Source organism: Hydrogenophilus islandicus, assembly GCF_054657095.1.
Genome location: NZ_BAAHXE010000006.1, coordinates 42636 through 68255 on the forward strand (window position 1 = coordinate 42636; position 25620 = coordinate 68255).

23 protein-coding genes are annotated in these 25620 nt (G+C 63.7%); 7 read left to right on the forward strand and 16 right to left on the reverse strand.

All coding sequences use genetic code 11. The annotated features are described in order from the left end of the window. Position 1: 1 nt before the first annotated feature. The 3 genes from tilS to ACYQ6T_RS03455 are packed head-to-tail and all read right to left on the reverse strand — an operon-like array spanning position 2 to position 2551. Entirely contained in the window at positions 2 to 1153 is a 1152-nt protein-coding gene (gene tilS / locus ACYQ6T_RS03445; protein ID WP_459827652.1) for a tRNA lysidine(34) synthetase TilS, read from the reverse strand. Further along, the gene (locus ACYQ6T_RS03450; protein WP_459827767.1) at positions 1128 to 2090 is read right to left on the reverse strand and encodes an acetyl-CoA carboxylase carboxyltransferase subunit alpha; all 963 of its coding nucleotides are present in this window, start codon (positions 2088 to 2090) and stop codon (positions 1128 to 1130) included. Before ACYQ6T_RS03450 ends, tilS begins: the two co-directional genes overlap by 26 nt. A gap of 23 nt (positions 2091 to 2113) precedes the next feature. Next, positions 2114 to 2551: a MaoC family dehydratase gene (locus ACYQ6T_RS03455; RefSeq protein WP_459827655.1), complete on the reverse strand. Its 438-nt coding sequence runs from the start codon at positions 2549 to 2551 to the stop codon at positions 2114 to 2116. A gap of 166 nt (positions 2552 to 2717) precedes the next feature. Between ACYQ6T_RS03455 and ACYQ6T_RS03460 the strand changes: the two genes are divergently transcribed. The 3 genes from ACYQ6T_RS03460 (at position 2718) to ACYQ6T_RS03470 (ending at position 6633) form a co-directional block, all read left to right on the forward strand. Next, positions 2718 to 4274, forward strand: coding sequence for a SulP family inorganic anion transporter (locus ACYQ6T_RS03460; RefSeq protein ID WP_459827657.1), 1557 nt, complete (start codon positions 2718 to 2720; stop codon positions 4272 to 4274). Between the two features lie 71 nt (positions 4275 to 4345). Next, positions 4346 to 5743 (forward strand): argininosuccinate lyase, encoded by a 1398-nt coding sequence (argH, locus tag ACYQ6T_RS03465; RefSeq protein ID WP_459827659.1) that lies wholly within the window; start codon positions 4346 to 4348, stop codon positions 5741 to 5743. 11 nt (positions 5744 to 5754) lie between these two features. Next, positions 5755 to 6633, forward strand: a complete 879-nt coding sequence (locus ACYQ6T_RS03470) for a fructosamine kinase family protein (RefSeq protein WP_459827662.1) — start codon at positions 5755 to 5757, stop codon at positions 6631 to 6633. Between the two features lie 21 nt (positions 6634 to 6654). On the opposite strand, the gene grxD is transcribed toward ACYQ6T_RS03470, so the two are convergent. Genes grxD through hemA form a run of 4 tightly spaced genes read right to left on the reverse strand, consistent with a single transcriptional unit; the run spans position 6655 to position 10279 of the window. Continuing rightward, on the reverse strand, positions 6655 to 6987 hold the full coding sequence (gene grxD / locus ACYQ6T_RS03475) for a Grx4 family monothiol glutaredoxin (RefSeq protein ID WP_459827665.1): 333 nt from the start codon (positions 6985 to 6987) through the stop codon (positions 6655 to 6657). Between the two features lie 33 nt (positions 6988 to 7020). Next, complete coding sequence (prmC, locus tag ACYQ6T_RS03480) at positions 7021 to 7884, reverse strand: peptide chain release factor N(5)-glutamine methyltransferase (RefSeq protein ID WP_459827668.1); 864 nt, start codon at positions 7882 to 7884, stop codon at positions 7021 to 7023. A 44-nt stretch (positions 7885 to 7928) separates the two neighbouring features. Beyond that, the gene (gene prfA, locus ACYQ6T_RS03485; RefSeq protein WP_459827671.1) at positions 7929 to 9023 is read right to left on the reverse strand and encodes a peptide chain release factor 1; all 1095 of its coding nucleotides are present in this window, start codon (positions 9021 to 9023) and stop codon (positions 7929 to 7931) included. Next, entirely contained in the window at positions 9020 to 10279 is a 1260-nt protein-coding gene (gene hemA, locus ACYQ6T_RS03490; protein ID WP_459827674.1) for a glutamyl-tRNA reductase, read from the reverse strand. The genes prfA and hemA overlap by 4 nt, the downstream gene beginning before the upstream one ends. Before the next feature lie 122 nt (positions 10280 to 10401). Here hemA and ACYQ6T_RS03495 point away from each other — a divergent pair, with 122 nt between their 5' ends. Genes ACYQ6T_RS03495 through rapZ form a run of 4 tightly spaced genes read left to right on the forward strand, consistent with a single transcriptional unit; the run spans position 10402 to position 13974 of the window. Next, positions 10402 to 11094 (forward strand): response regulator, encoded by a 693-nt coding sequence (locus ACYQ6T_RS03495; protein WP_459827677.1) that lies wholly within the window; start codon positions 10402 to 10404, stop codon positions 11092 to 11094. After that, positions 11063 to 12478, forward strand: a complete 1416-nt coding sequence (locus ACYQ6T_RS03500) for a sensor histidine kinase (RefSeq protein ID WP_459827680.1) — start codon at positions 11063 to 11065, stop codon at positions 12476 to 12478. Before ACYQ6T_RS03495 ends, ACYQ6T_RS03500 begins: the two co-directional genes overlap by 32 nt. Before the next feature lie 30 nt (positions 12479 to 12508). Then, positions 12509 to 13063, forward strand: coding sequence for a thioredoxin family protein (locus ACYQ6T_RS03505; RefSeq protein WP_459827683.1), 555 nt, complete (start codon positions 12509 to 12511; stop codon positions 13061 to 13063). Continuing rightward, entirely contained in the window at positions 13063 to 13974 is a 912-nt protein-coding gene (gene rapZ / locus ACYQ6T_RS03510; protein ID WP_459827685.1) for an RNase adapter RapZ, read from the forward strand. The genes ACYQ6T_RS03505 and rapZ overlap by 1 nt, the downstream gene beginning before the upstream one ends. Positions 13975 to 13990: 16 nt before the next feature. Here the strand turns inward: rapZ and ACYQ6T_RS03515 are convergent, their stop codons facing one another. From ACYQ6T_RS03515 to ACYQ6T_RS03555, 9 genes are all read right to left on the reverse strand, one after another. Then, the gene (locus ACYQ6T_RS03515) at positions 13991 to 16804 is read right to left on the reverse strand and encodes a nitrate reductase (protein WP_459827688.1); all 2814 of its coding nucleotides are present in this window, start codon (positions 16802 to 16804) and stop codon (positions 13991 to 13993) included. Beyond that, positions 16801 to 17157 carry a nitrite reductase small subunit NirD gene (gene nirD / locus ACYQ6T_RS03520; RefSeq protein ID WP_459827690.1) on the reverse strand — a complete coding sequence of 119 codons (357 nt, stop codon included), beginning with the start codon at positions 17155 to 17157 and terminating at the stop codon, positions 16801 to 16803. The genes ACYQ6T_RS03515 and nirD overlap by 4 nt, the downstream gene beginning before the upstream one ends. 12 nt (positions 17158 to 17169) lie before the next feature. Continuing rightward, positions 17170 to 19680, reverse strand: coding sequence for a nitrite reductase large subunit NirB (gene nirB / locus ACYQ6T_RS03525; protein WP_459827692.1), 2511 nt, complete (start codon positions 19678 to 19680; stop codon positions 17170 to 17172). After that, a complete protein-coding gene (locus ACYQ6T_RS03530; RefSeq protein ID WP_459827695.1) occupies positions 19677 to 20501 on the reverse strand; it encodes an ABC transporter ATP-binding protein in 825 nt (274 codons plus the stop codon). Before ACYQ6T_RS03530 ends, nirB begins: the two co-directional genes overlap by 4 nt. Continuing rightward, on the reverse strand, positions 20498 to 21466 hold the full coding sequence (ntrB, locus tag ACYQ6T_RS03535; protein ID WP_459827697.1) for a nitrate ABC transporter permease: 969 nt from the start codon (positions 21464 to 21466) through the stop codon (positions 20498 to 20500). The genes ACYQ6T_RS03530 and ntrB overlap by 4 nt, the downstream gene beginning before the upstream one ends. Before the next feature lie 42 nt (positions 21467 to 21508). Beyond that, a complete protein-coding gene (locus ACYQ6T_RS03540; protein ID WP_459827700.1) occupies positions 21509 to 22807 on the reverse strand; it encodes a CmpA/NrtA family ABC transporter substrate-binding protein in 1299 nt (432 codons plus the stop codon). Between the two features lie 349 nt (positions 22808 to 23156). Continuing rightward, positions 23157 to 24395 carry an ammonium transporter gene (locus ACYQ6T_RS03545; RefSeq protein WP_459827703.1) on the reverse strand — a complete coding sequence of 413 codons (1239 nt, stop codon included), beginning with the start codon at positions 24393 to 24395 and terminating at the stop codon, positions 23157 to 23159. 39 nt (positions 24396 to 24434) lie between these two features. After that, positions 24435 to 24773 carry a P-II family nitrogen regulator gene (gene glnK, locus ACYQ6T_RS03550; RefSeq protein ID WP_459827706.1) on the reverse strand — a complete coding sequence of 113 codons (339 nt, stop codon included), beginning with the start codon at positions 24771 to 24773 and terminating at the stop codon, positions 24435 to 24437. A 96-nt stretch (positions 24774 to 24869) separates the two neighbouring features. Further along, positions 24870 to 25574, reverse strand: coding sequence for a type 1 glutamine amidotransferase (locus tag ACYQ6T_RS03555; protein ID WP_459827709.1), 705 nt, complete (start codon positions 25572 to 25574; stop codon positions 24870 to 24872). Between the last annotated feature and the right edge of the window lie 46 nt (positions 25575 to 25620).

Here is a 25620-nt window from a genome sequence, read left to right on the forward strand (position 1 = left end):
CTCACGCACCGCTCCCCTCTACCCACAGCCGATCGCGGTCGGCGTGAAGGGTGACCTGAGGGGTAAGCGGAAACGATCGCGGTTTCCGCCCGCGCGCTCCCGTGAGCTGGCGAAGCGCCTCGGATAAGCGCTCAGCAGGCGGGGGCTGGTGGTGGTCGTGGTGGATCGCCCAGCGCAGGAGGTTGCGCTGGCGGTAGTCGGGAAGGCGCGCGAACGCCTCCCGTGCCCACCCCCCGAGCGGATGGGCAACCGCCCGATCGTCGAGCGCCGCGAGGTCGGTCAGACACGCCTGCGCCTCCATCATCAGCGCCGCGGTTCGGACAGTCACACGGTCGAGCCCCGGCCAGAGGCGGCGAAGCTCCGGTAAGAGTTGGTGACGCAGGAGATTGCGCCGCCAGCCGCGGTGCGCCTGCGCCTCGATCTGTTCATTGGTCGGATCCTCGACCCACGGGATACCCGCTGCGATGAGGGCGTCGGTGAGCACTCCTTTTGCGGTCGCAAGCAACGGCCGCCAGAGGGAGAGCACCACCCGCCACCCCTCCCCCGGTGGGTTTGCCCCTTCCATCTCCCCGCAAGCAACAACCGGAAAGCGCTCCCACGGCCGCATGCCTGTGAGCCCACGGACGCCGCTTCCCCGCAACAGCCGAAACCAGAAGGTCTCGACCTGATCGTCGCGGTGGTGTGCGGTTACGATCGTGATCCGAAGCGGCCGATCGTGGGCGTCGCGCCCCACGCCGCACCGGATGAGCGCTTCGCTCCACTCCCGCGCGATCGCCGCCAACGCGCGGTAGCGCGCCGCGCGTGCCGCCGCTTCGAGGCCGAAGCGGGCGACCGTCTCCTCCTCGACGGTCACCCGGCGAACGAAACAGGGGATCTGCCACGCGGTGCACCGGGCGACGCAGTGGGTCACCCACGCGTCGGCTGCCGGCTGTAACCCGTGGTGGATGTGCGCGGCGGCAAGCGGCAGCGGCCGCTCGGCAAAAGGCGCAACGCGCTGCTCGCGCGCCGCAACGAGTGCGGCAAGGAGCGCCGTGCTATCGCTTCCCCCAGAGAAAGCGACGAGAAGTGCGTCGCTTTCACGCTGAGCGGTGTCGACAGCCAACCACGAAAAGCGGGCGGTGCAGAGATTAGGATGCGAGCTGGAATCGCCCATAGGCGGCCAACCGCGCTTCGCGGCGCGCCAGAAGGTCAGTGACCGGGAGCGCTTCGAGTTGGGCGAGCGCTTCAGCCAGGTGCGCGCCGAGGGTCGCGAACATCTCCTCGGGGTAGCGGTGCGCCCCGCCGATCGGCTCAGGAACCACCGCGTCGATCAACCCGAGCTCTTTGAGGCGCGGCGCAGTGATCGCGAGGATCTCGGCTGCGTCCGCCGCCTTCTCGGCGCTCTTCCAGAGGATCGACGCACACCCCTCAGGGGAGATCACCGAATAGATGCTGTGCGCAAGCATCGCAACGTGGTCGCCGACCGCAATCGCGAGGGCCCCACCAGACCCCCCTTCGCCGATGACGGTCACGAGCGTCGGTGTTTTGAGCTGCGCCATCTCGTAGATCGCGCGGCCGATCGCCTCCGACTGGTTGCGCTCTTCGGCATCGATCCCGGGGAAAGCACCGGGGGTATCGACAAAGGTAAAGAGCGGCAAGCGGAACTTCTCGGCGAGCTTCATCAGCCGGACCGCTTTGCGGTACCCTTCAGGCCGCGCCATGCCGAAGTTGCGCCGGATCTTCTCTTTGGTGTCGCGCCCTTTTTGGTGACCGATCACCACACACGGTTTGCCGCGAAAGCGCGCTAAGCCGCCGACCACCGCAGGGTCGTCGGCAAAGTGGCGATCCCCTTTGAGCTCGACGAAATCGGTAAAGAGCGCGGCGATGTAGTCGAGGGTGTAGGGGCGAAGCGGGTGGCGTGCCACCTGGGTGGTCTGCCACGCGTCGAGCTTACGGTAGAGCTCTTCAAGGAGCTTGCGCGCCTTCTTCTCGAGCTTTTCGATCTCGTCCGAGAGGTCGACGCTGCTCCCCTCTTGCATCCGCCGCAGCTCGCCGATGCGCTCTTCGAGTTCGACCACCGGCCGTTCGAACTCGAGAAATACGCGCTTCATCTCGTTCATCGCTCGCGCACCCCTTACCGCGGGGGAATGTAGATCGTCGCTTCGCCTTCGACCACCACCGTCTCACCGACAAGGCAGAGCGTCTCGAGGATCACCCGCCGTTTTTCGGCAATAACCTCTTTGACCGTGACGCGGGCAACGACAGTATCGCCAATATGGACCGGCGCGCGGAAGCGCAACGTCTGGTTCATGTAGATCGCCCCCGGGCCGGGCAGTTTCGTCCCGAGCACCGCAGAAATCAAAGCGGCTGAGAGCATACCGTGGGCGATCCGCTCCTTGAAGGGGGTCTGCGCAGCGAATTCGGCGTCGAGGTGAACCGGGTTGGTGTCGCCTGAGACGCCCGCAAAGGCGAGAATGTCGGCTTCCGAAACGGTGCGGCCGATTTCGGCGACCATCCCCGGTTGGAGGTCAGTGATGTCGTACCCCAAGCTCGCGGAGAAGTTGCGTGCCATCGTGGGATCCTTCGAAAAAGGCGATGCGCCATTCTACCACGCGGCTTCCGCGGGGGTGCCCCGGAGGGGAGGCAGCATGCCCAACGCATGCTTCACGATGCAAACGCCTTATCGCAGCAAAAGTGATAAACTTTTCTTACCCACACCAAAGAAAAAGGAGACGATCGTGCAGTTTTCTCGCGGTGATCTTTTTGGCGGATTGACGGCTGGCGTTGTCGCGTTGCCGCTGGCGCTCGCGTTCGGGGTCGCTTCGGGCGCCGGCGCCCAAGCAGGCCTCTATGGCGCGGCGATCCTCGGTTTTTTTGCTGCGCTCCTCGGCGGAACGCCGACGCAAATTTCGGGGCCGACCGGGCCGATGACCGTCGTCTTTGCCGCTGCGCTCACCTCACTCGGCGGCAATCTCGACGCGGCGATGATGGTGGTGCTGCTGGGCGGTTTGGGGCAGATCGCGCTCGGGGCAATCAAGGCGGGGTCACTGATCCGCTACGTCCCCTACCCCGTGATCTCGGGCTTCATGTCCGGCGTCGGGGTGATCATCATTCTGCTCCAAACCGGACCGTTCGTCGGTGCCCCGAGCTGGAAGAGCCCGCTCGAGGCGATCACCCACCTGCCCCTGTTGCTCGAGCGGTTCAATGGGGCGGCCTTTGCCCTGGCGGCAGCAACGCTCGCACTCGTCTTCCTGATGCCAAAGCGCATTGCCCGCCTCGTTCCGCCGCCGCTCACCGCGCTTGTCGTGCTCACCGTGCTTTCGGTGGCGCTCGATCTCGACGTTCCGCGCATCGGCGCGATCCCGGAGGGGTTGCCGCAGTTCCATATGCCCACGTTCGTTACGGGGTATGAGCGTCAGATTCTCCTCCTGGGCGTCACGATGGCCCTCTTGGGGACGATCGACTCGCTCCTCACCTCGCTCGTCGCCGATTCGCTCACCCGCACCCGCCACCAGCCCAACAAGGAGCTCTTCGGCCAAGGGGTGGGGAACGCCGTCTGTGCCTTTTTCGGCGGACTGCCCGGAGCGGGCGCGACGATGCGGACCGTGATCAACATCAAAGCCGGCGCGCAGACCCGCCTTTCGGGGATCGTCCATTCGCTCTTTCTCTTTGCGCTGCTTCTCGGCCTCGGGCCTCTCGCCGCCTATGTGCCGCTGAGTGTCCTTGCCGGGATCCTGATCAAAGTCGGGATCGACATTCTCGACTACCGCTTCCTCAAGGTGGCGAAGTACGCCCCACGCGACGAACTGCTCGTCGCCCTCGCGGTCTTTCTCCTCACCGTCTTTGTCGACCTGATCATGGCGGTGGGGGTGGGGATCGTCATGGCGCTGATTCTGACGATTCGCCGGCTCAAAGAGATGGCGGCAATCGAGATCACGCCGGGGACGATCGAAGGGGAGGTCGAAGGGAACTTTCGCCGTTTGGTCGCCAAGGGCCCGCTCTTCTTCGGCTCGGTGGTCGAGCTGATGAACAAAGTGGACCAAATCTTCGACTTTCGTGGGGTGCTTTTCGACCTGCGTGAGGTCACCTTCTTCGATTTGACCGCGCTCTTTCTCATCGAGGAGATGGCAGAGCAGGCAGTGGGCGAAGGGTTGCGGGTTGCGGTGCTCGTCTCCCCGGAACAGGCCGAGAAAATCGCCGGAATGAAGCTCCCCGGGCTCGACCCCTCGCGCCTCTTCACCGACCCGCTCCAGGCGGAGCTGATGTTGCGCGCCCCCAACGGCCAAGCGTCGTGACACCAGTGGTCAGTGCGCCCCCAATCGGGTAGACTTCGTTCCTCAACCACCCACGACGAGAGGACCGCTGGATGAGTGATTCCGCAACACCCAAGACCTGGTCGGGACGTTTCGCTGAACCGGTTGCCGAACGGGTCAAGCGCTACACCGCAAGCATCCCCTTCGACTGGCGGCTGTGGCGTCACGATATCGCCGGGTCGCTGGCCCATGCGAAGATGCTCGCCAAGCAGGGGATCATTTCGGCAGAGGATCTCGCGGCGATCGAACGGGGAATGGCGCAAATTACCGCTGAGATCGAGCGGGGGGAGTTCACCTGGTCGCTCGACGATGAGGATATCCACCTCAACATCGAACGGCGGCTCACGGCGCTCATTGGCGACGCGGGCAAACGGCTCCACACCGGCCGCAGCCGCAACGACCAGGTCGCTACCGACATCCGGTTGTGGCTCCGCGACGCGATCGACGAGATCCGCAAGGGGATCCGCACGCTGCAGCGGGCGCTCTTGGAGCTTGCCGAAGCGCACGCCGCGACCCCGATGCCCGGTTTTACTCATCTCCAGGTGGCGCAACCGGTCACCTTCGGCCACCACCTGATGGCCTACGTCGAGATGCTCGAGCGCGACTGGGAGCGATTCACCGACTGCCGTCGCCGCACCAATCGCCTGCCGCTGGGTGCCGCGGCGCTCGCTGGTACCACCTACCCGATCGACCGCTGGGCGGTGGCGCAGGAGCTCGGCTTTGAGGAGCTTTGCCGCAATTCGCTCGACGCGGTGAGCGACCGCGACTTCGCGATCGAATTCCTCTCCGCGGCGAGCCTCTTGATGATGCATCTGTCGCGCTTCTCCGAGGAGCTGATCCTCTGGATGACCCCCCGCTTTGGCTTTATCGACCTTGCCGACCGCTTCTGCACCGGCAGCTCGATCATGCCGCAGAAGAAAAATCCCGACGTTCCTGAACTGGTTCGCGGCAAAACCGGTCGGGTCTACGGCCACCTGATGGCGATGCTCACCCTCATGAAGGGGCAGCCGCTTGCCTACAACAAGGATAACCAAGAGGACAAGGAGCCCCTTTTCGACACCGTCGACACCGTGGTCGATACCCTCGCGATCTATGCCGAGATGGTTGCCGGCATTCGGGTGAAACCCGAAGCGATGCGCGCCGCGTTGCGCGAAGGGTTCGCGACTGCGACCGACCTTGCCGACTACCTCGTCAAGCGGGGGGTGCCATTTCGCGACGCGCACGAGATCGTCGCACGCGCGGTCCGCGTCGCCGAACGGCAAGGGGTCGATTTGGCGGAGTTGCCGCTTGCGACGCTCCAGCAGTTGAGTCCGGTGATTGCGGAAGATGTCGCGGAGGTGCTGACGATCGAAGGGTCGCTCGCGGCGCGCGCCCATATCGGTGGGACTGCGCCGGAAGCGGTCCGCGCGGCGATTGCCCATGCGCGCGCCCGCATCGAGCAGCGGGGGTAGAGGAGAAGGCTGTGAACTGGTCGCGCCTCATCCCGCAGCTCCTTGGCGGGAACGCCCAGGTGCGCGAGGCAGTCGCACTCGGCGGCCAATTCGACCGCCACTGGCGCATCACCCTGAGCGACGGCACCCAACTCTTTGCAAAGAGCGCACGAGCCACGGCTGCCGACCGTTTCGCTGCCGAAGCCGACGGCCTTGCCGCTTTGGCCGCGTGCGGTGCGGTGCGCATCCCTCGCTGCTTCGCGCAGGGGGTCGATGACGAGGCGGGTGAGGCGTTTCTGCTTCTTGAGTGGCTCGAGCTTCAGCCCCTTGCGTATGAGCTTGCTGAAGAGGCGGCACGTGCGATCGTCGCGCTTAACGAGGCGGTCGCTCACCCTGACCGCTTTGGCTGGCACCGCGACAACTATCTCGGCGCAACCCCGCAACAGAACGGCTGGGAGCCCAACTGGGCCCACTTTTTTCTCGAACGCCGGATCAAACCGCAACTCGCGTGGGCCGTTGCAAAAGGGTTTTCCCGCGCCGCGGCGCAGCGGCTCGAGGAGGCGCTCGCCGGGCTACCGGCCCTCTTTCTCGAATACGCGCCGCGGCCGGCGCTCTTGCACGGCGACCTCTGGCATGGCAACATCGCCCAGACGCCTCAGGGCGAGGTGGTCCTGATCGACCCAGCGGTTCACCAAGGGGACCATGAGAGCGAACTCGCGATGATGGAGCTCTTCGGCGGCTTTCCGCCGGCGTTCTATGCCGCCTACCGGCGGCTTGCGGGGCTACACCGCGACTACGAGCGGCGCAAACCCCTCTACACCCTCTACCATATCCTCAACCACTTCAACCTCTTCGGCGGCGGCTATGCGCGCGAGGCGGAGCGGCTGATCGCCCGCCTCACGAGCCGCTGACGGCCGCCGCGCACGAACGGCTTACGCGCCGCTCACCACGCCCGCCTTTTTGAGGAGCTCCTGCAGTTCACCGCTTTGGTAGAGCTCGCGGGTGATGTCGCACCCGCCGATGAATTCGCCGTTGATGTAGAGCTGGGGAATCGTCGGCCAGTTTGCATACTCTTTGATCCCCTGGCGGATCGCCTCGTCCTCGAGGACATTGACCGCCAGGTAGTCCTTCACACCGCAGAGGTCGAGGATATGGACGACGGTTGCGGAAAAGCCGCACATCGGGAACTGCGGCGTCCCTTTCATGTAGAGGACGACCGGATGGGAGGCGATCTGTTGGCGAATGGTCTCTTGAATGTCACTCATCGTTGGGCTCCGTTGGGGTAAATCGGTTCTATTTTACTCGTCGTCACGCCGTTTGCGTCCGCCGCTCACCCGCTCGTGGCCGGCGAGATCGCACTGCGTCTGCACCGCCAAAAACCCCGCGTCGAGCAGCAACCCGCGCACGAACCGCCCCTGGTCGGCGCCGTGTTCGACAAGCAGCCACCCCCCGGGGGTCAAATAGCGCGGCGCCTCGGCGACGATGCGGCGCAACATCGCCGTGCCGCTGCGGCCGCCGATCAGTGCCTCTTTCGGTTCGAAACGCAGGTCCCCAGCCGCGAGGTGGGGGTCATTCTCGGCAAGATAGGGGGGATTGGCGACGATGAGATCGAAGTGGTCGTCGCCCAAACGGGTATACCAGTCGCTTTCGACGAACGAGACGCTCGCCCCCAGCCGCTCGGCGTTCTTGCGCGCCACCGAAAGCGCCGCGCGCGAGCGATCAACAGCGACCACTTCGGCGTGCGGGAGTTCCAACGCCAACGTGATCGCGATGCAGCCGCTCCCGGTGCCGAGGTCGAGGATCCGCAACGGTTCGCCGCCACGCTGGTCGGCTACCGCCAACGCCACTTCGACCAACGTTTCGGTGTCGGGGCGGGGGATCAACACCGCGGGGGTGACGAGAAAAGAGCGGCCGTAGAATTCCCGCTCCCCCGTCAAATAGGCGACCGGTTCACCAGCAACGCGGCGCGCCACGAGCGCGCAAAAGCGCTGCCACGCGAGCTCTGGCAACGGCCGTTCCGGGTAAGCCAGAAGTGTCGCGACCCGCAAGCCCGCCGCATGGGCGAGCAACACCCGCGCTTCCAAGGGATCGATCCGCTCGCGTGCCCAGCGCAGCGCCTCACCCAACGTGGGCGGCGGGGTCACCACCGTCTGCTTAGCCATGGGGCACCTCGTACCCCTCAGGAGAGCGGACCGTTTGCGCCGTTTCAGCCACCCGAGGACTCCTCCAACGCAGTGAGCGCCTCGAGGCGCGCCTCCCGCCGCAGCGGTTCGATCAACAGGTCGAGCGCCCCGTCGAGAATCTGCGGGAGCTGATAGAGGGTGAGTTCGATGCGGTGGTCAGTCACCCGCCCTTGGGGGAAGTTGTAGGTGCGGATGCGGTCAGAACGGTCGCCGCTCCCCAGGAGCTTGCGCCGGGTTGCCGCGGTCGCTGCCTGCTGCTCGGCGCGCTGCCGCTCCGCTAGACGCGCGGCGAGCACCGCGAGCGCTTTCGCCTTGTTGCGGTGCTGGGAGCGGTCATCCTGACACTCGACGACGATCCCCGTCGGCAAGTGGGTGATGCGCACCGCTGACTCCGTCCGGTTAACGTGCTGCCCCCCTGCGCCCGACGCGCGAAAGACATCGATCCGCAGATCTTTGGGGTCGATCTCGGCGACTACTTCGGGGTCCTCTTCAGGCAAGACCGCGACGGTACACGCCGAGGTATGGATCCGCCCCTGGCTTTCGGTGACCGGCACCCGCTGCACCCGGTGCCCCCCCGACTCGAACTTGAGTCGCCCATAGACCCCCTCCCCCGCAATGTGGGCGATGATCTCCTTGAACCCGCCCAGGTCCGATTCGCTCGCGGAGAGCACCTCGACCCGCCACCCCTTCTCTTCGGCGTAGCGCGCGTACATCCGGAAGAGATCAGCCGCAAAGAGTGCCGCCTCCTCCCCGCCGGTACCGGCGCGAATCTCGAGGTAGGCGTTGCGCTGATCGAGGGGGTCTTCCGGGACCAACGCGTCGGCCAAGCGCTGCTCGAGCCGCTCCCGTTCAGCGAGCAGCGCCGCACGCTCCGCTTCGGCGAGCTCGGCCAACTCCGGGTCGCTGCTCTTTACGAGTTGCTCCGCCTCGGCCAGCTCCCGCTCCAGTACAGCAAAGCGCTCCCAGAGTGCGACCGGTTCGACCAAGCGGGCACGCTGCTGCATCAAGACGCGGAGTTTCTCGGGGTCAGCGGCGGTGACGGGATCGGCCAACGCCCGGTCGACCTCGGCGAGTTCGTCGGCCATCGCCTGGAAACGTTCGACCCAGGAAGCTTTCATCGCTCTTCCCTCTCCCAGCCAAAGAGTTGTGGTGCCCAGCGGCTCAACGCCTGTCGTGCCTCCGGAGGAGCCGAACGGAAAAAGGTGGTGGGCGCGTGGAGCCACTTGTTCACGAGCGCGTGGGTGAGCCCCGCGATCACCGCCTCCGGATCGGCCCCGGCGCGGAGTTTCGCAAGCGCCCGCTCCCGCTCGGCCGCCGTCACCGCCTCCGCGTGGGCGCGCAATCGCCGAATGAGCGGCACCATCTCTTGGCTGCTCACCCAGTGGAGAAATTCGCTGAGCCGGGCGTCGATGATCGCTTCGGCCTCCCGCACCGCCTGCGCACGACTCTCCCGCCCCTCCTGAACGATCTGGGCGAGATCGTCTACGGCGTAGAGGAAGACATCGTCGAGCTCCCCCACCTCCGGCTCGATGTCGCGCGGGACCGCCAGATCGACCATCACGAAAGGGCGCCGCCGCCGCACTTTGAGCGCCCGCTCGACCATCCCCAGGCCAATGAGCGGCAGCGGGCTTGCGGTGCTCGCGACGATCGTATCGAACTCAGGAAGAAGCTCCGGCAGCCGCTCCAGCGGAAAGGGCTCGGCGGCAAAACGGGCAGCCAGCTGTTCAGCGCGCGAGAGCGTCCGGTTCACGATCGCGATTCGGCGGGGGCGACCCGCAGCGAAGTGGGCGACGCACGTTTCGATCATCTCCCCCGCGCCGACAAAGAGGACCCGCTGCGCAGCAACGGGCCCGAAGACCCGCTCTGAGAGGCGCACCGCAGCAGCGGCCATCGAGACGACGTTGGCCCCGATCGCGGTACTGCTGCGCACCTCCTTGGCAACCGAGAGCGCCATCTGGAGCACCGTCTGGACATGCTTGCCGAGCGTTCCCGCCCGCTGCGCCAAGCGGAATGCCTCCTTGAACTGACCGACGATCTGCGTCTCCCCCAACACCATCGAGTCCAACCCTGAGGCGACACGAAAGATGTGGCGCACGGCGTGCTCGTCACGGTGAATGAAGAGGTGCGGCGCCACCTGCCCCGCGTCAGCCCGCCGCTCTTTGCATAGCCACGCAAAAACCGCGTGAGGGTCAGAAGCGGCGACGTAACATTCGGTCCGGTTACAGGTCGAAAGGAGCGCCGCTTCGCTCACCCCGATCCCGGCAGCAACGAGCGTGCGCAAGAGCTCTGGCAGCTCCGAAGGGGCCACCGCGAGCTGTTCGCGCACCGTCACGGGAGCGGAATGGTGGTTGAGACCGATCGCGAAAAAGGGCATGGGGGGGAATTATAAGCGAGCGGTCACACGAACCCCAAGCGACGCATTCGGCGCCGAGCAGCAAACAATAGCGCGTTCCTGTGGCACACTTCGCGCTGAACCGATCAGCGCGGGGTGGCACGATGCGCATTCTCCTCGTTGAAGATGACCCGCTCATTGCCCGGGGGCTCACGCAAGCGCTCAAACGCCAGGGTTACGCTGTGGACGCGGTCGCTGACGGCATCGCCGCGGACACGGCACTCGCGACGACCGATTACGACCTCGTGATCCTCGACTTGGGTCTTCCCAAGCTCTCGGGAATCGAGGTGCTCCAACGCCTGCGCGCGCGGCAAAAGACAACCCCCGTCTTGATTCTCACCGCGCAGGATGGCATCGAAGACCGCGTGCGGGGGTTGGATGCCGGCGCAGACGACTATCTGACGAAACCCTTTGACCTGCGCGAGCTCGAAGCACGCGTGCGGGCGCTTACCCGCAGAAGCGCCGCTGCCCCCCCGCAGCTGCGGGTCGGGCGTCTGACCTTTGACGCGACCGCCCGGCGCGCCTACCTCGACCAGGAGCCGCTCGAACTCTCCGCGCGGGAGCTCGCAATCCTCGAGTTTCTCCTCCTTCGCCAAGGGCGGCTCGTCAGCAAAGAGCAGCTCGTCGAACACCTCTGCGGGTGGGAGGAGGAGGTGTCGACGAACGCGATTGAGGTCTATCTTCACCGCCTGCGCAAGAAGATCGACGGGTGCGGCGCGGTGATTCGGACGGTCCGCGGCGTCGGCTACTGCCTGGAAAGCGACCATGCCGTTTCTGATTCCCAAACGGCGCGCTGAACCGAACTCGCTCTTTGGCGAGATCCTCGACTGGATGCTCGCGCCGCTCCTGCTGCTGTGGCCGATCACCATCTTTTTCACCTACCAGATCGCGACCGAAATCGCCCACCGCCCCTACGACCAGGCCCTGGCCGAGCGGGCGCGCCTCCTGATGCGCTTTGTGGCGATCGACGAAGGAAGACCCCACTTCACCCTGCCTGCGCCAGCGCAATGGATGCTCCACGCCGGCAGCGACGCCACGCTCTACTTCGAGGTGCGCACGCCTGAGGAGCGCCTCGCGGGGAACGCGCAGCTTCCCACCCCGACGTGGTTTGCGGACGTCGACGTCCGCTTTCACGACATCGACTACCGCGGTGAACCGTTGCGCCTCGCGACCCTCATCGAACTCAAGCCCCACGCCCACGGGCAGACGCTTGTTGCGGTGCAGGTGGCCGAAACGGTGAAGCAGCGGCACGCGCTCGTGACCGAAGTGCTGACCGGCGTGATGATGCCGCAGTTCATCCTGGTTCCCATTGCGGTCGTTCTGGTCTGGTTTGGCCTCACCAAAGGGCTTGCCCCGCTCAGAAGACTGCAAGAGCACCTCGCGCGCCGCCGCCCTACCGACCTCTCACCGATCGACCCCGAACGGGTGCCGGAAGAGATTCGCCCGCTCATCGAAGCGTTCAACCGCCTGATGGCGCGGCTCGAGGAGAATCTTGCTGCGCAGCGCCGCTTCATCGCCGACGCCGCCCACCAGATGCGCACGCCGATCACCGGCCTCAAGATGCAAGCGGAACTCGCCCGCGAAGCGACCACCCCCGAGGAGCTTCGCGCCGACCTCGAGCGGATCATCATGGCTGCCGAACGGAGCGCCCGCCTCATCAACCAGCTTCTGACGCTCGCACGCACCGAATCGAGTTCGGAGCAGGTCCACCGCTTCCACCCCACCGACCTGGTTCCGATCCTGCGGGAAGCGGTCGCCGACCTCTACCCGAAAGCGAGCCGCAAAGGGGTGGCGCTCGCGCTCGAGGCGCCCGAGGAGTGCCCCCCGGTGATCGCGAACCCGTTGATGCTGGGGGAGCTCTTCAAAAACCTCATCGACAACGCGATCACCTATACCCCGCCGGGCGGCGAGGTCACCCTCCACCTCCTTCAGAGCGACCAGACGCTTTCGGTTGCGGTCGATGACACCGGTCCCGGGATTCCGCCCGCCGAGCGGGAGCGGATCTTCGAACCCTTTGTTCGCCTCCCCGATACGGAGCGGCTGGGCGAGGGGTCGGGGCTGGGGCTTGCGATCGTGCGTGAAATCGCCGAACAGCACCAGGCCGAAGTTCTCGTGACCGATCCCCCGCACGGCCGGGGGTGCCGATTCCTTGTCCGCTTTCGCTGCGCTTCGCTAAAATAGAGAACAAACCCCCATCACAGGAGCACACCCATGGCAGTCAATACCCCAGTTTGCGATTTCGGTTGGCGCGCCGTCGACTTCAACCTCCTGGGCGTCGACGGCAAACGCTACTCGTTGGCCGACGTCCGCGGCGAAAACGGCCTTCTCTTGATGTTTATCTGCAACCACTGCCCCTACGTGAAAGCGGTGCTCGACCGCATCATCCGCGACGCGCGGGAGCTCGCCGCGTACGGGATCGGTTCTGTAGCGATCATGAGCAACGACCCCACCGACTACCCTGAAGATTCGTTCGACAACATGCAGCGCATCGCGCGCGAAAAGGCGTTCCCCTTCCCCTACCTCTGGGACGAGACCCAGGAGGTTGCGAAGGCCTACGGCGCAGTCTGCACCCCCGACTTCTTCGGCTTCAACCGCAACCTCGAACTGCAGTACCGCGGTCGCCTCGACGCCTCGGGACGCCAACCCGCTCCCCCAGACGCGAAGCGGGAGCTCTTTGAGGCGATGGTCCAGATCGCCCAGACCGGTGAGGGTCCGCGCGAACAGATCCCGTCGATCGGCTGCTCGATCAAATGGCGCCAGGGCTGATGACGTCATTCCAACCCCAAGCCGAGGGTACTGTTCCCACCCCGCGCGTCGTCGTGGTGAGCGGCGTCTCGGGGGCGGGAAAGACCGTTGCGTTGCGCGCGCTCGAGGATAGCGGCTTTATTGCGCTTGACAATCTTCCCGTCGCGTTTCTCGCGCCGGTGGTCGAACATATCCTCCACCACGCCTTTGCCACCCCCACCTTTGAGCGGCGCGAGGGGATTGCGGTAGCGGTCGATGTCCGCAGCGGCAGCCTTGAGGCGCTCCCGCAAACGCTTGCGGCGATCAGTGAGCGGACCGGCATCACCCCCCAGGTGCTCTTTCTCGACGCCCGCGACGAGGTGCTGCTTGCGCGCTTCTCCGAGACGCGGCGCGCCCACCCGTTGGCGACGGGCACGATGACGGTCGAAGAGGCGATCGCCACCGAGCGGCGCCTGCTCGAGCCGCTCGCCGCGACGGCGCAGCGCATCGACACGAGCCAGCTGCTCCCGCAGCAGCTCCGCCGCACGTTGCGCGAGTGGCTCCTGCCCGCCGACGCGGCCCGGGCGCCCCTCACCCTCACCTTCGAGTCGTTCGCCTTCAAACAGGGGGTGCCGCTCGATGCCGACATCCTCTTCGACGCCCGCTGCTTGCCCAACCCCTACTACGATCTGGCGTTGCGCCCCCTCACGGGGAAAGACCCGGCGGTCCAAGCGTTTCTCGCCGCACAGCCGCTCGTCCAACAGATGGAAGAGGAGATTGCGGCGTTCCTCACCCGCTGGCTCCCCTGCTACAGCGCCGAGCAGCGCAGCTACCTGACGGTCGCGATCGGCTGCACCGGCGGGCAGCACCGTTCGGTCTATCTCGCCGAACGGCTCGCGGCCCGTTTTGCCCCCTGCGCGCGGGTGCTCGTCCGCCATCGGGCGCTTCCTTAGGCGTGGGGGTGTCGCATCAGGAGGCAATTTTACCCTCAAGCTGGATCCGTACCATCCTGCGCAACTCCGGCACGCAGGAGCCGCATTGCGTGCCACAACCGCGTGCAGCCTGAAGTTGCTGCAGCCGCTCTTCGGCGCTCCCGTGACATTGGGCCAGGGTGGCGAGAATCTCCGACTCTGTAACGTTGAGGCAGGTGCACACCTGGCGACTCCGTTGGCCGCGTGGAGTCAAGGCTTGGGCGCTGGGGGCAAGCAGGGCATGGGCACCGCCGTGGATCGGTCTTTCACTTTGCAGCAGCTCAAGAAGCCATGAGCCGGCGCCCGTATTGCCAGCCACCATAAAGGCCTCGAGGCGAAGATCGCCAGAAGCGTCACGGCCCCTGGTCAGGCGCAGCGTGCGACGTTGTCCCCGCTGCTGATCGACATAACGCAGCGCATCCGCAGCAGCCAGCCCCAGGATCTGCTCAATGGTATCCAGCAGCGCTTTCCCTGGCGGCGCGGGAGCCGCTGCACGCAGCAACACGCCAAGGACACCGCGGTCGTTGGGTTCGTTGCCGAAGGGTACGCAGCTTGCGTAGGAGAACTGCCGCATGAGAGTCCGCAGGGTGACGATGGCGCGGTAGGCGTGTTCAGTGGGCAGCCAGGCTGCACCGAACAAGGTCCATGGCAACGTGACCTTGCGGATTCTGACTGCGGCATGTTTGAGTTCGGGTTGTTTGGAGATCGGACAGAAGACCGAGGTGGTCAAGGTGTTAACGCCGGCCAGCGCCTCGCCCGAGTCGCTGGCGCCGCTGAGAAATTCCTCGCCCCAATGCATGGGCAGGAAGGCCTGCGAGGGGGCCAGCTGTTCGCTGCCCTGCACCGGCAGGAGGATAAAGCCGCGTCGCGAGGCGAGCTCGACAAGGTCCCCCTCCTGCAGCCCCAGCCGCGCCATGTCGCGCGGATGCAACTGCACTGTGGGCTCGTTGACGTGACCAAACAGTCGACCAAGGAGCCCGGTGCGACTCATCCCGTGCCATTGATCGCGCAGCCGGCCCGTGATCAGGCTGAACGGATACCGCGCGTCACGGGGCTCGGCCAGCGGCTGGTAGGTCACGGCCACAAAGCGCGCACGGCCATCGGGCGTGGGGAAGCGGCCGTCCTCGTACAACCTGGCCCGTGGCATTCCCCCTTCGGGGCAGGGCCATTGTTGGGGCGCGCGTTCCAGCTGCCCGTAGCTGAGCCCGGTGATATCCAGGTCACGCCCCCGCGTCGATTCGCGGTGCTCATTCCAGATCTCTTCGGGGCTGCGGTAGGGAAAAAGGGTAGACTGCCCGTTGAGCCGTGAGGGCCAGCGCGCCTCAAGGCGGCGGGCGAAGTCCACCACAATCCGCCAGTCCGGGCGGGCCTCGCCGGGTGGGGGCACGGCCGCCCGAACCCGGCTGATGCGCCGTTCGCTGTTGGTGACAGTGCCCTCTTTTTCCCCCCACGTCGCCGCTGGAAGCAAGAGGTCGGCGTAAGCGCAGGTTGCCGTGTGGGCGTAAGCTTCCTGGACCACGACAAATTCACAGCGCTTCAGCGCCCGACGAACCATCTCCTGGTTGGGCATCGATTGCGCCGGGTTGGTGCAGGCGATCCATAAGGCCTTGATTTGCCCCTGGGCAGCCGCTTCAAACAGCTCGACCGCGGTTTTGCCGGGGGTGTCGGGCAGGGCTTTCACCCCCCACAATTGCGCGACCTCGGCGCGGTGGGCGGGGTTTGACCAGTCGCGATGGCCGCTCAGTAGGGTAGCCATTGCGCCAACCTCACGTCCGCCCATCGCGTTGGGCTGGCCGGTGAGCGAGAAAGGGCCGGCCCCCGGGCGGCCTATTTGACCGGTGGCCAGATGCAGGTTGATGAGTGCCGCGTTTTTATCCGTGCCGCAACGGCTCTGGTTCAACCCCTGGCAGTAGAGCGAGAGGGTTGCGCGGGATTGGGCGAACCAGCGCGCGGCCTGCACGATTGCCTCCGCGTCGAGGCCACACAGTTGCGCTGTCTGACGCGGGGTGAAGTCGACGACCAGCCTTTTCAGGTCGTCAAATCCCACGGTATGGGCAGCAATAAACGGGTCGTCGATCAGTCGTTCCCAGACCATCACATGCAGCATGCCGTGAAACAGGGCAATATCGCTGCCCGGAAGTAGGGGCAGATGGAGATCGGCGAGCTCGGCCGTTTCCGTGCGGCGGGGGTCGGCCACAATGATCTTCAGCGCCGGGTTGGCCTCCTTTGCCTGCTCGATGCGGCGAAACAGTATCGGGTGGGCAAAAGCGGGGTTGGCGCCGGCGATGAAGATCACGTCGGCGTGATCGATGTCGGCATAACAGGCCGGTGGCGCATCGGCCCCGAACGCCTGTTTGTACGCGGCCACCGCGCTGCTCATACAAAGGCGCGAATTGCTGTCGATATGGTTGGTGCCAATCAGGCCGCGTGCCAGCTTGTTGAAGACATAATAGTCTTCCGTGAGCAACTGGCCGGAGATGTAAAACCCCACCGCATCCGGGCCGTGTTGTTCGATGATCTCGCCAAACCGGCGTGCTGCCTCGTCAAGCGCCTCATCCCAGCTGATCACAGATGGTTCCTGACCGCGTGCACAACGGCGCATGGGATGGAGCAACCGGGTAGCGTGGGTTGCCGCGGCGGCGGTAAGATGCAAGGTGCTGCCTTTGCTGCATAGCCTGCCGAAGTTGGCCGGATGATCGGGGTCGCCGCGCACGCCGATGATTTGCGTGCCGGCGGATTCGATGATGACACCACAGCCTACTCCGCAATAGGGGCAGGTCGAGCGCGTCTGCCGAACAGGCGTCGGTGTCATGGGCTTTCCTCGACGGCGTCAGGCACCAGCGCATCGATCTCGTGCGCGGCGAGATAGACGAGCCCGGATTCAACCTTGACCGCAAAGCGCTGGGTACACCCGTGATCGGGCTCGCGGGCGCATCCATCCTCAAGGCCGATGGTCCAGTTGTGGAGCGGGCAGGCGACGTTCGTGCCAAAAACGATCCCCTCACTGAGCGGCCCCCCTTTGTGGGGACAGCGGTTGAGCAGGGCAAAAACCTGGTCATCGGCCGTGCGAAAGATGGCCACATCCGCACCCCTCTTTCGCCGCACCCGACGGGCGCCCAGCTTTGGAATGTCTTCCATGCGGCAGATATAGATCCATTCGCTCATGGGTTTCTCCGCTCAGACCTCAATCGTTTCAAATTGCCGGGCATCGAGCTTTGCCTGCGCAAGCTCCGACCACGGGTCCGGTTCGCCATCGAGAGCGAATTGCAACTGCTCCCACAGGCGTTTGCGACCCTCGGCGTCGTCGAGAATGCGCTTTTTCACGTAATCCATTCCGACACGCTGGACAAAATGGACGGTGCGCTCCAGATACCACCCCTCGAGGCGGTAGAGCTGCAGGAAGGCGCCGGCATATTCCAGGACCTCCTGGGGCGTTTTCACCTTGCAGAGGAACTGGGCCACCTCGGTTTTGATGCCGCCATTGCCGGCGATATAGATTTCCCAGCCGGAATCGACACCGATGATGCCGACATCCTTGATTCCCGCCTCGGCGCAGTTGCGCGGACAACCGCTGACGGCGAGCTTGACCTTGTGCGGCGCGTACATCCGCCACAAGGCGCGCTCGAGCGCTTTGCCCATCTGCGTCGAGTCCTGGGTACCAAAGCGACACCATTCACTGCCGACGCAGGTTTTTACCGTACGCAGGGCTTTGGCATAGGCGTGCCCCGAGGGCATACCAAGATCGCGCCAGACGGCCGGGAGATCCTCTTTCTTCACGCCAAGCAGGTCGATGCGCTGCCCACCCGTCACCTTGACGGTCGGGATCTTGTAGCGTTCCACCACTTTGGCAATGCGGCGCAGTTCGGCGGCGCTGGTTTCTCCGCCCCACATGCGGGGGACCACGCTGAAGGTGCCATCCTTCTGGATATTGGCGTGGGCGCGCTCGTTGATGAAGCGAGACTGCGGGTCGTCTTGCGCCTCTTTCGGCCAGGTGGAGATCAGATAGTAGTTGAGCGCCGGCCGGCAGCTGGCGCAACCGTTGGGCGTGCGCCATTGCAGGTACCGCATGACGGCGTCGATGGTCAGGAGCTTACTGCCGTCGGGCAGCGGGGTTCGGATGGCCTGACGCACCTCCTCATGGCTGAGATCGGTACAGCCGCATATCGCCTTTTTCGATGGGGCCGCCGAATAGTCCCCACCCAGGGTGAGCATCAGCAACTGCTCGACCAACCCAGAGCAGGAGCCACAGGAGGCGCTCGCTTTGGTATGCCGGCGCACATCCTCCAGCGTAAACAGCCCTTTCTCCTTGATCGCCTTGCAGATCGCACCCTTGGTCACGCCGTTGCAGCCGCAGACCTCATCGTCGTCGGCCATCGACGCGGCCTTGTTGTGTCCCTGATGGCCGGTATCGCCCAGGTTGGCCTCGCCGAACATCAGCCGGTCGCGCAGGTCCCGAACATTGCGCTTTTCCCGCATGAGCTTGAAGTACCAGGCACCGTCGACGGTATCGCCGTAGAGGCAGGCGCCCACCAGCCGGTCGTCTTTCAGCACCAGCTTTTTGTAGACGCCACCCACAGGGTCAGAAAGCACAATGGTTTCGGTGCCTTCTCCGCCCATGAAATCGCCCGCGCTGAAGAGGTCGATCCCGGTGACCTTGAGTTTGGTAGAGACCTGACTGCCGCTGTAGCGGGCAATGCCAAACAGCGCCAGGTGGTTGGCCAGTACCTTGGCCTGCTCGAACAGTGGGGCGACCAGCCCGTAGGTCACACCGCGGTGTTCGACACATTCGCCGACGGCGTAGATGCGCGGGTCGGTCACGGTCTGCATCGTGTCGGTGACCACGATGCCGCGGTTGACGTGCAAGCGCATGCGCTCAGCCAGCGCGGTGTTGGGGCGGATACCCACGGCCATGACCACCAGTTGGGCTGCTATCTCCGGTACCGGCGCAGTGCCGGGCTTGAAGCGGACGGCAGCCACCCGGCCGTCTTCGCCACCTACCAGGGCCTCGGTCTGTGCCCCGAGCAGGAACTTCATGCCCCGCTCCTCCAGCGAGCGCTGCAACAACCCAGCAGCGGTTTGGTCCAGCTGGCGCTCCATCAGCCACGGGGCCAGGTGCACGACCGTCACCTCCATACCCCGTTTCAACAGGCCGTTGGCCGCTTCCAGACCCAGCAGGCCGCCGCCAATCACCACCGCCTGCTTGTACTTTGCGGCGGCATCGATCATCGCCTGTGTGTCGGCGATGTCGCGGTAGGCCAGCACTCCGGCCAGTTCCTTGCCCGGCACAGGCAGCAGGATGGGGTTGGAACCCGTGGCCAGGATGAGCCGGTCATAAGGCACCGATTTGGTGGCGCCGCCCGGACCGCTGGCGTGAACCAGGCGGCGGGCGCGATCGACACTGGTCACCGTCCAGCCGGCGTACAGGGTGATGTGGTGCTGCTCGTACCACGACCAGTCGTTCAGGATGATTTCATCCAGGGTCTGTTCGCCCGCCAGCACCGGCGACAGCATGATGCGGTTGTAGTTGGGGTAAGGCTCGGCGCCAAAAACCGTGATCTCGTACAGGTCGGGTGCCAGCTTCAGAAGCTCTTCCAAAGCGCGGACGCCCGCCATGCCGTTGCCGACCATCACCAACCGCGGTGGGCGGATGTCGGTTGTGCCGGTCCGGGAGGGGGAAGGATGGTTCATACAGCCTCCTTTTCAACGTGCCGTTGTCTCGTGTAGAGAAAGTCGATCACCGCCTTGCGGTAGCGCAGGTAGTCCGGATGGTCGGCCAGCGCCACGCGGTTGCGCGGGCGAGGCAGTTCGACAGGCAGGATCTCGCCGATGGTGGCGGCAGGGCCGTTGGTCATCATGACGATCTTGTCGGACAGCAGCACCGCCTCGTCGACGTCGTGGGTCACCATCACCACCGTGCTGCGGGTGCGGGCGACAATTTCCATCAGCTCGTCTTGCAGCCTGGCGCGGGTGAGAGCATCCAGCGCGCCGAAAGGCTCGTCCATCAAAAGCACTTTGGGCTCCATGGCCAGCGCGCGGGCAATGCCCACGCGCTGTTTCATGCCACCGCTGATTTCGCCGGGGCGCTTGTGTGCCGCGTGACTCAGCCCCACCAGTGCCAGGGCAGCTTCGGTGCGCGCTTTCAGTTGGGCTTTGGTCTCGGCAGGGGCGCCTGCACGCCCCCGGCCAAATACCCGCTCAACGGCCAGATAGACGTTGTCGAAACAACTCAGCCACGGCAGCAGGGAGTGGTTCTGGAACACCACCGCCCGCTCGGGCCCGGGACTGGCAATTTCACGGTTGTCGCACAACAGGGTACCGGTTGTCGGGGTGGTGAGTCCGGCAATCAGGTTGAGCAGGGTCGATTTGCCGCAGCCCGAGTGACCGATGAGGGCGACAAACTCACCCTTGGCAATGGTGAGATTGATGTCGCGCAGGGCGGTGAAGGGCCCCTTTTTGGTCTTGAAGGTCTGGCTCACGCCCTGGATCTCGATGTACTTGCTGGCGTTCATGATTTCACCTCGTCGTAGGTGAAGGCCGAAGCCAGTTTGATGAGCGCAAACTCCAACACCAGCCCCACGATACCGATGACGAAAATCGCGACAATGATGTTCTTCACGTTCAGGTTGTTCCATTCATCCCAGACCCAGAAACCGATGCCCACGCCACCCGTCAACATTTCGGCAGCCACGATCACCAGCCACGCGGTGCCGACAGCAAGGCGCACGCCGGTCAGCATGTAAGGCAAAACGGCGGGAAAGAGGATCCTGGTCATGATCTTCCATTCGCTGAGGTCCAGCACCCTGGCCACATTCAGATAGTCCTGCGGCACCCGCTGGACCCCCACCGCCGTGTTGATGATCATCGGCCAGATGGAGCAGATAAAAATGGTCCAGATGGCTGCCGGATGGGCTCCCTTGAAGACCAGCAGACCAATCGGCAGCCACGCCAGGGGTGACACGGGGCGTAGTAAGCTGATGATGGGATTGCACATGCGGCGCAAAAATTCGGAACGCCCGATGGCAAACCCCGCCGGGATGCCGATCAGCGCCGCCAACCCAAAACCAGTGGCCACCCGCTGCAGGGATGAGAGCAGATTCCAGCCGATGCCCTGATCGTTAGGGCCATTGCGGTAAAACGGATCGGCAAAGACCTGCACTGCCTGCTGCCAGGTCTCTATTGGGTTTGGGATGGCGCTGCCGGAACCGTTGGCAACCAGCGCCCAGACAATGACCAGCAAGCTCAGGCCCATGACTGGCGCCATGATGCGCATGGCCAGTTCCTGGCCGTCAACTCGTTGCGATCTCACGGATGACGCGACGGCTTCAGGTGCTTTACCTTGCAACGTCTTTTCGCCTCCACTGTCACCGCATTTGTGGTTATCCTGCTCAGGAATCGAAGGTCCGGGAGATACGCATCCCCCGGAAGTTGATACGCCCGTATGCTTTATACTACTGAGGACAACGCTGCTAACCATATTGGATCTCCTGACTGAAGTTTTGGCGAGGTGTCGCGCCAGTCACACTTTGATAGCGAAACTGTCAGCGTATTTGGCAGGATCCTTTCCATCCCAAACCACACCATCGATCAGCTTCGACGTACGCATTTCGCTATTTGGCAAGGGTGTTTTAGTTTCAGCGGCGGCATCCTTGTAAATAGCAATCTGGTTAATCTGTTTTGCTACTGTGAGATAATCGGGATGGTCTTTCAACAAACCCCAACGCTTGTGTTGCGTCAGAAACCACATGCCGTCGCTCAGATAAGGGAAATTCACCGCACCGTCGTTATAAAACTTCATATGATTGGGGTCGTCCCAGGTCTTACCCAGACCGTTCTGGTAGCGACCCAAGATGCGATCGATGATGGCATCGACGCTGGTGTTGATATAAGCTTTCTGGGCCACCGTCTCGGCCATCTTCGTCTTGTTCTGCAAACTGGCATCGATCCAACGGCTCGCCTCCAAAATGGCTGCCGTAACGGCACGCGCGGTATTGGGGTATTGCCGTACGAAGTGAGCCGTCGTTCCCAGCACCTTTTCAGGATGGTCTTTCCAAACGTCCTGGCTGGTCGCTGCGGTCACCCCGATGCCGTCGAGGATCGCGCGGTGGTTCCAGGGCTCGCCCACACAGAAGCCGTCCATGTTGCCGACCCGCATGTTGGCCACCATTTGCGGCGGGGGCACCACGATGGTTTTCACATTCTTGAGGGGGTTTACCCCCGCGCTAGCCAGCCAGTAGTAGAGCCACATCGCGTGGGTGCCCGTGGGGAAGGTATGGGCAAAGGTATACTCACGAGGTTCGCGCTTCATGAGCGCCACCAGCCCCTCGAGCGTGCTGGCACCCTTGTCGGCCAGCTTTTTGGACAGCGTCAGAGCCTGACCGTTGTTGTTAAGGGTCATCAGCACAGCCATCTCCCTCTGAGGTCCAGCCGTACCCAGATGCACCCCGTACACCAGGCCATAGAGCACGTGGGCGAAATCAAGCTCGCCGCTGAGCAGCTTGTCGCGTACCCCAGCCCAACTGGCTTCCTTGCTGGGAACGATCTTTACACCGTACTTCTGATCGAAGCCCAGCACGCTGGCCATGACAACGCTTGCACAGTCGGTCAGTGGGATAAAGCCGATCTTGATCTCCTTCTTCTCGGGTGCGTCCGAACCGCCAGCCCATGCCAAGTGGCTGAGGTTGGCTAATAGCGAACTGCCAACCACCGCAGCGGCCCCAGTAAGCAGCTTACGACGGCTGCTACTGACCGGAGAGGATTTGGCAGTGACAGATGAAGATTCCAAGGTTGCGTCTGAACCAGAGATTGTTGGGTGCATGGCTTCACTCCTAGAAAGAATCCCAAGGCAAAAAGCTTCTCTACTTTTCATCTAGCAAATTGCGTGCCAGGTATTGTCCGAGCTTTTTCCTAACCGGAGCCAGGCGAATACCACTGAGTTTTTAAAAAAATGGAGCAAAAAGGTGCGCTTGGTTTCCAAAGTGTGCATACTCTGCACAGTTTGGGTGCGCGCTCAATCTGACAAATGATAGGATTTCGGGGTATTGTCCCAAGTGACACCGACCATACCCCAATGGTCAAAGCGTATGCTCAACTGACACTCAAAAAAACACCCCTTGCCGACAAACAGCAAGGGGCAACGAGACACAGAAGAGATGCTTTCTTAGAAATTAATATCGATAGGCGCTCTCGCCGTGGGCAACGATGTCGAGCCCTTCGCGCTCCTCATCCTCTGCCACCCGCAAACCGCCCGTGATGAGCGCCGTGATCTTGTATGCGGCGAGCGAAACCAAACCGGACCACACCAGGGTGACGATCACCCCTTTTGCTTGGATCACGAGCTGGGTGGCGATCGCAAAATCGGCACTGCCCGTTCCCCCCAGTGAGGGAGCGGTAAAAACGCCAGTCAGCAGCGCACCGACGATGCCGCAGACGCCATGCACCCCGAAGACGTCGAGGGCGTCGTCGACACCGAGCAACCGCTTCAAGCCATTGACCCCCCACAACCCGGCCATGCCGCCGACGGCACCGATCACCAGCGCCCCCATCGGCCCTACCGTCCCCGCCGCAGGTGTGATCGCCACCAACCCGGCCACCGCCCCCGACGCGCCGCCGAGCATCGACGGTTTCCCTTTTAGCATCGCCTCGCCGAGCAGCCACATCAGGATCGCTGCAGCCGTAGCCAACAACGTGTTGAGGAAAGCGAGCGCCGCCGTGCTGTTCGCTTCGAGTGCGGAACCGGCGTTGAAGCCGAACCAACCCACCCAGAGGAGCGACGCGCCCACCATCGTCAGGGGGAGCGAGTGGGGCGTGAGCGCCTCGCGACCGTAGCCGATCCGTTTGCCGACGAGGTAGGCACCGACCAACCCGGCGATTCCCGCGTTGATATGGACCACCGTCCCTCCGGCGAAGTCGAGCGCCCCATCCTTAAGGAGCCACCCCCCCGGCCCCCAAACCATATGGGCGATCGGCAGGTAGGCAAAGGTGAGCCAGAGGGCCGTGAAGATCAGCACCGCCGAAAAACGGATCCGTTCCGCAAAACCGCCGACGATCAACGCAGCAGTAATTCCGGCGAAGGTCCCCTGAAAGGCGACGAACGCGAATTCGGGCAACTTCACCCCTTCACTGAAGGTATCTGCAACGCTTTCAACCCCCACCCCGTGGAGAAAGAGTTTGGCCAACGAGCCGATCCAGGGGGTGCCTTCGGTGAACGCGAGCGTATAACCGTAAATGGCCCAGAGGACCACGGCCAACGCAAAGGTGGTCAATACCTGCATCAACACCGATAGGGCATTCTTGGCCCGCACCATCCCGCCATAAAAGAGGGCAAGTCCAGGCGCGACCATCATCAACACCAAGAGCGTTGCCGTGAGCATCCAGGCGACATCGCCTTTATTGACCATCTCCATTGCTACTCTCCTTTCACACTGTTTCGCTCAAGCCCAGGATCACAGGGCCGCATCATTCGTTTCGCCGGTTCGGATCCGCACCACCTCCTCCAGCGGCATCACGAAGATCTTTCCGTCGCCGACTTTGCCCGTTCGCGCCGCTGCGACAATCGCATCGATCACCTGATCGAGTTGCTCGTCTTGCACCGCAACATCGATACGTACTTTGGGCAGAAAATCGACCACATACTCCGCGCCGCGGTAGAGCTCGGTGTGCCCCTTCTGCCGGCCAAATCCTTTGACCTCGGTCACCGTCAACCCCGATACACCGACTTCGCTCAACGCTTCGCGCACTTCGTCGAGCTTGAACGGCTTGATGATCGCACTAACCATTTTCATGAAGAGCTCCTTTCGTGAATCAACCCCTTCTGACACACACACACATCGACGCACCCAAACGGAGCACGCGATGCACCTAATCGTGGCAGCAATTGCTCACCTGTTGAGCACCCCTTGCCACCAGGCCCGGTAGAGCGTGGCAGCGGTCTCGGTGAGCTGCGGCAAAAATTCCGGGATCGCCGCGATGATCTCCGCTGGCGTCTGCACCGCTGGGCTCGGTGCGGCCCCCTCTTTCTCCCACTCCGCGCACCAGCGGTGAATCATCTCTTCGGTCATCTCAACGTGACACTGCAACGCGAGATGGGGACCGAGCGCAAAGGCCTGGTTGGCACAATGGGCACTAGCGAGCCACCCCTTTGCTCCGGGAGGAAGCGAGAAGGTCTCGCCATGCCAGTGAAAAGCGACGAAGCGCTCGCTGCCCCCCAGCCACCGCGCCCCCTCTTCGCGGTCGGTCACCCACACCGCACCCCAACCGATCTCTTTCGTCGGATTGCGAACGACACGCCCCCCCAACGCTTTCGCGATCAGCTGTCCGCCCAGACAGTGGCCGATGAGCGGCACCCTTAAAGCTACCGCGCGACGGAGCAGCGACAACAACGGTGGAATCCACGGAAGAGGATCATTGACACTCATCGGTCCCCCCATCAGGCACCAGCCGTCGTACCGTTCGGGATCGTCTGGAAGTCGATCGCCCTCATCGACCGCAATGAGATGCGTTTCACCCCCTTGCTGGGCGACGAAATCGGCAAAGGTCCCCGGCCCTTCCTGGGGAGAAAAGCGTACAATCGCAATCTCTTTCATCTGATCTCCTCGAAGTGATCACCGTCTCGTCGAAATAAGAGCAAGA